The following is a 5,932-nucleotide window of genomic DNA, read 5'->3' as shown; positions in this document are numbered from 1 at the left end:
CAAAAGTGTTTGACAGGTTTTGGATTGATGTGCATAATCTCGTTTCTCTGCTGCACGACAAGCAGGACGAAACGAAGCAAGCAAGCGGTTCTTCAAGGTTTTAAGTAGTAGTGAAGAGCAGCAAGGTTAGCAGAAATTTCGAAGCGATCTTTAACAAGTTAACAGCCGATAAGTGTGGGCACTGACCAGATGGGTTTAAGGTTTGTTCTTTTCTCAAAAAGAATGACTTTGAATCACGATTCAGAGTTAGTGCTCACGGAATAAAGTAAGTGAAGTTCAAATCGTCAAGGTTTGAATAACATCTACTCCGTCGAGTTTAGTAAATTTTGCAGAGATTAAACTGAAGAGTTTGATCCTGGCTCAGATTGAACGCTGGCGGCATGCCTTACACATGCAAGTCGAACGGTAACAGGGAGCTTGCTCCGCTGACGAGTGGCGAACGGGTGAGTAATACATCGGAACGTGCCCAGTAATGGGGGATAGCTCGGCGAAAGCCGGATTAATACCGCATACGCCCTGAGGGGGAAAGTGGGGGACCGCAAGGCCTCACGTTATTGGAGCGGCCGATGGCTGATTAGCTAGTTGGTAGGGTAAAGGCCTACCAAGGCGACGATCAGTAGCTGGTCTGAGAGGACGATCAGCCACACTGGGACTGAGACACGGCCCAGACTCCTACGGGAGGCAGCAGTGGGGAATTTTGGACAATGGGGGAAACCCTGATCCAGCAATGCCGCGTGTGCGAAGAAGGCCTTCGGGTTGTAAAGCACTTTTGTCAGGGAAGAAATCCTTTGGGCTAATACCCTAGGGGGATGACGGTACCTGAAGAATAAGCACCGGCTAACTACGTGCCAGCAGCCGCGGTAATACGTAGGGTGCAAGCGTTAATCGGAATTACTGGGCGTAAAGCGTGCGCAGGCGGTTGTGTAAGACAGGTGTGAAATCCCCGGGCTTAACCTGGGAATTGCATTTGTGACTGCACGACTAGAGTGTGTCAGAGGGGGGTGGAATTCCACGTGTAGCAGTGAAATGCGTAGATATGTGGAGGAACACCAATGGCGAAGGCAGCCCCCTGGGATAACACTGACGCTCATGCACGAAAGCGTGGGGAGCAAACAGGATTAGATACCCTGGTAGTCCACGCCCTAAACGATGTCAACTAGTTGTTGGGGATTTACTTCCTTGGTAACGTAGCTAACGCGTGAAGTTGACCGCCTGGGGAGTACGGCCGCAAGGTTAAAACTCAAAGGAATTGACGGGGACCCGCACAAGCGGTGGATGATGTGGATTAATTCGATGCAACGCGAAAAACCTTACCTACCCTTGACATGGCAGGAACTTTCCAGAGATGGATTGGTGCTCGAAAGAGAACCTGCACACAGGTGCTGCATGGCTGTCGTCAGCTCGTGTCGTGAGATGTTGGGTTAAGTCCCGCAACGAGCGCAACCCTTGTCATTAGTTGCTACGAAAGGGCACTCTAATGAGACTGCCGGTGACAAACCGGAGGAAGGTGGGGATGACGTCAAGTCCTCATGGCCCTTATGGGTAGGGCTTCACACGTCATACAATGGTCGGTACAGAGGGTTGCCAAGCCGCGAGGTGGAGCCAATCCCAGAAAACCGATCGTAGTCCGGATCGCAGTCTGCAACTCGACTGCGTGAAGTCGGAATCGCTAGTAATCGCGGATCAGAATGTCGCGGTGAATACGTTCCCGGGTCTTGTACACACCGCCCGTCACACCATGGGAGTGGGTTCTACCAGAAGTGGCTAGTCTAACCGCAAGGAGGACGGTCACCACGGTAGGATTCATGACTGGGGTGAAGTCGTAACAAGGTAGCCGTATCGGAAGGTGCGGCTGGATCACCTCCTTTCTAGAGAAAGAGAAGTAGATCAAGTCTTGAATTTGTTTGGTTTTAGTGCTCACACTTATCGGTTTGTTTAGACGCAAGATACAAGCAGCAAAAAGAGAGGGCCTTTAATTGCGGTGCGAGAGCATTGTTTAGAGGTCAGGGCCCTGGGGCTGAAAAGTTTTTCGGGGTCTGTAGCTCAGTTGGTTAGAGCACCGTCTTGATAAGGCGGGGGTCGATGGTTCGAGCCCATCCAGACCCACCATTGGTTATTGTAGTGCAAACACCTGGGGGTGTAGCTCAGCTGGGAGAGCACCTGCTTTGCAAGCAGGGGGTCATCGGTTCGATCCCGTTCACCTCCACCAAGTTTTTGTGCTGTGTTTGGGATGTTTATGTATCGAGTGTTTAAATAAGATTGGCTGTTAGCGAAGTTGGCAAGTAAGTGATGCGAACAAAAAGTTGCATCGCCCTTGCGGTCAAATGAATAAGTGCACGGTGCTTGGCACTGCGGTGTTTATCCATTTGGCTGTAAGAGTCGCCAGGCTCCCAAGGGGTTTGGACTTGTTCTTTAACAATTTGGAAATGATGAGATATCGAGATAGATACTCCTTAAAATTTAAGGTGTAGCTATTTTGATTGATGCGATTGCATCATCGTTCTTCTCAAGAAGTGGGTGTGTATCGTTCCTGATATGCACCGGCGCTTGAAATTTAGAATACACACAAACTACTTTGCTTTTTATGGTGATTACAGTGTTGTTTCGGGTGAGTAACTTGAAGCAGGGCTTAACGCTATAGAGTCAAGCGAATAAGTGCACATGGTGGATGCCTTGGCAGTCATAGGCGATGAAGGACGTGGTAGCCTGCGAAAAGCTACGGGGAGCTGGCAAACAAGCTTTGAGCCGTAGATGTCCGAATGGGGAAACCCACCCTTTTAGGGGTATCGCACAGTGAATACATAGCTGTGCGAGGCGAACCTGGAGAACTGAAACATCTAAGTACCCAGAGGAAAAGAAATCAACCGAGATTCCGAGAGTAGTGGCGAGCGAAATTGGAACAGCCTGTACGATTTAGCATTTGAGTTAACAAAACGGTCTTGAAAGTCCGGCCATAGAAGGTGATAGCCCTGTATGTGAAAACTCGATTGTGGAACTAGGCGTACGACAAGTAGGGCGGGGCACGAGAAACCCTGTCTGAACATGGGGGGACCATCCTCCAAGGCTAAATACTCATGACTGACCGATAGTGAACTAGTACCGTGAGGGAAAGGCGAAAAGAACCCCGGGAGGGGAGTGAAATAGATCCTGAAACCGTGTGCATACAAACAGTCGGAGCGGACTTGTTCCGTGACGGCGTACCTTTTGTATAATGGGTCAGCGACTTACATTCAGTGGCAAGCTTAACCGAGTAGGGAAGGCGTAGCGAAAGCGAGTCCGAATAGGGCGTCTAGTCGCTGGGTGTAGACCCGAAACCAGATGATCTATCCATGGCCAGGTTGAAGGTTGGGTAACACCAACTGGAGGACCGAACCCACTAACGTTGAAAAGTTAGGGGATGAGCTGTGGATAGGGGTGAAAGGCTAAACAAATCTGGAAATAGCTGGTTCTCCCCGAAAACTATTTAGGTAGTGCCTCGAGTCTCACTACAGGGGGTAGAGCACTGTTATGGCTAGGGGGTCATCGCGACTTACCAAACCATGGCAAACTCCGAATACCTGTAAGTGCAATCTCGGGAGACAGACATCGGGTGCTAACGTCCGGTGTCAAGAGGGAAACAACCCAGACCGCCAGCTAAGGTCCCTAATATCTGCTAAGTGGAAAACGAAGTGGGAAGGCTAAAACAGTCAGGAGGTTGGCTTAGAAGCAGCCACCCTTTAAAGAAAGCGTAATAGCTCACTGATCGAGTCGTCCTGCGCGGAAGATGTAACGGGGCTAAGCAGATAACCGAAGCTGCGGATGTACACGTAAGTGTATGTGGTAGGGGAGCGTTCTGTAAGCCTGCGAAGGTGTGTTGTAAAGCATGCTGGAGGTATCAGAAGTGCGAATGCTGACATGAGTAGCGATAAACAGAGTGAAAGGCTCTGTCGCCGTAAGCCCAAGGTTTCCTACGCAACGTTCATCGGCGTAGGGTTAGTCGGCCCCTAAGGCGAGGCAGAAATGCGTAGTCGATGGGAAGCAGGTTAATATTCCTGCACCGACGTGTAATGCGATGGGGGGACGGATCGTGGAAAGTGGTCCAGGTGTTGGATATCCTGGTCCCTGCATCATAGAGGACAGTTAGGCAAATCCGGCTGTCATATACTCAAGGGTGTGGGGGGAAGTAGCTACGGCTACGAACCCATTGGAAGTGGTCCCAAGAAAAGCCTCTAAGCTTCAGTTACACGTTGACCGTACCGCAAACCGACACAGGTGGGCGGGATGAGTATTCTAAGGCGCTTGAGAGAACTCAGGAGAAGGAACTCGGCAAATTGGTACCGTAACTTCGGGAGAAGGTACGCCCTTGTAGCTTGACCATGAACAATGGAAGGGTGAAGGGGTTGCAATAAAATGGTGGCTGCGACTGTTTAATAAAAACACAGCTCTCTGCAAACACGAAAGTGGACGTATAGGGAGTGACGCCTGCCCGGTGCTGGAAGATTAAATGATGGGGTGCAAGCTCTTGACTGAAGTCCCAGTAAACGGCGGCCGTAACTATAACGGTCCTAAGGTAGCGAAATTCCTTGTCGGGTAAGTTCCGACCTGCACGAATGGCGTAACGATGGCCACACTGTCTCCTCCTGAGACTCAGCGAAGTTGAAGTGTTTGTGATGATGCAATCTCCCCGCGGCTAGACGGAAAGACCCCATGAACCTTTACTGTAGCTTTGCATTGGACTTTGAACCGGTTTGTGTAGGATAGGTGGGAGGCTTTGAAGCAGGAACGCTAGTTCTTGTGGAGCCAACCTTGAAATACCACCCTGATCTGTTTGAGGTTCTAACCTTGACCCATTATCTGGGTCGGGGACCGTGCATGGTGGGCAGTTTGACTGGGGCGGTCTCCTCCTAAAGAGTAACGGAGGAGCTCGAAGGTACGCTAAGTACGGTCGGACATCGTACTGATAGTGCAATGGCATAAGCGTGCTTGACTGCGAGACTGACAAGTCGAGCAGGTGCGAAAGCAGGACATAGTGATCCGGTGGTTCTGTATGGAAGGGCCATCGCTCAACGGATAAAAGGTACTCTGGGGATAACAGGCTGATACCGCCCAAGAGTTCACATCGACGGCGGTGTTTGGCACCTCGATGTCGGCTCATCTCATCCTGGGGCTGTAGCCGGTCCCAAGGGTATGGCTGTTCGCCATTTAAAGAGGTACGTGAGCTGGGTTTAAAACGTCGTGAGACAGTTTGGTCCCTATCTGCCGTGGGCGTTGGAAATTTGAAGGGGGCTGTTCCTAGTACGAGAGGACCGGAATGGACGTATCTCTGGTGTACCGGTTGTCACGCCAGTGGCATTGCCGGGTAGCTAAATACGGAAGAGATAAACGCTGAAAGCATCTAAGCGTGAAACTTGCCTTAAGATAAGATTTCCCTGAGGACTTGATCCTCCTGAAGGGCCGTTGAAGACCACGACGTTGATAGGCTGGGTGTGGAAGTGCAGTAATGCATTAAGCTAACCAGTACTAATTGCCCGTGCGGCTTGGCTCTATAGCATTGAGCCTTGCTAATAAGATACGCACATGAAACAACACACAGTAAATCTACCGGAGGCTCGCGCCTCCATGAAAATCAAGGTAGTTTGTGCACAAAGATATACCCGCAACACGCATCGACAAGATAGTCTTTCTATCGAGATAACTCATCAGTTCCGAATCGAGCCAATCAGCCGCAACGCTGGTTAGCTAACAAGTAAGTGCAATCTTTGCACCGCACTTACAGCCAACCCTCTTTGCCTGACGACCATAGCAAGGTGGTACCACCCCTTCCCATCCCGAACAGGACCGTGAAACGCCTTAGCGCCGATGATAGTGTGCATTCGCATGTGAAAGTAGGACATCGTCAGGCTCTCCAATACCAAAAAACCCCGCTCTCAATACGAGGCGGGGTTTTTTATTT

Annotated in this window: 2 tRNA genes and 3 rRNA genes; all 5 read left to right on the top strand. The window is 50.4% G+C overall.

Features of this window, described 5'->3' with window-relative positions:
* Positions 1-337 precede the first annotated feature (337 nt).
* The 5 genes from ACVL1J_RS15215 (at position 338) to rrf (ending at position 5,881) form a co-directional block, all read left to right on the top strand.
* A 16S ribosomal RNA gene (locus tag ACVL1J_RS15215) occupies positions 338-1,868 on the top strand.
* Positions 1,869-2,032: 164 nt separating this feature from the next.
* Positions 2,033-2,109 (top strand) — tRNA-Ile (locus ACVL1J_RS15210).
* Positions 2,110-2,133: 24 nt separating this feature from the next.
* Positions 2,134-2,209, top strand: a tRNA-Ala gene (locus ACVL1J_RS15205).
* 432 nt (positions 2,210-2,641) lie between these two features.
* Positions 2,642-5,524: ribosomal RNA gene (locus ACVL1J_RS15200) — 23S ribosomal RNA — on the top strand.
* A gap of 244 nt (positions 5,525-5,768) precedes the next feature.
* Positions 5,769-5,881: ribosomal RNA gene (rrf, locus tag ACVL1J_RS15195) — 5S ribosomal RNA — on the top strand.
* The 16S, 23S and 5S rRNA genes sit together here with 2 tRNA genes alongside, the layout of an rRNA operon.
* The last annotated feature ends 51 nt before the right edge of the window (positions 5,882-5,932 follow it).

The organism is Limnobacter sp. G6BE5S (assembly GCF_058448965.1).
The sequence above is the reverse complement of the archived record's forward strand: the minus strand, read 5'-3'. Positions and strand labels throughout refer to the sequence as shown.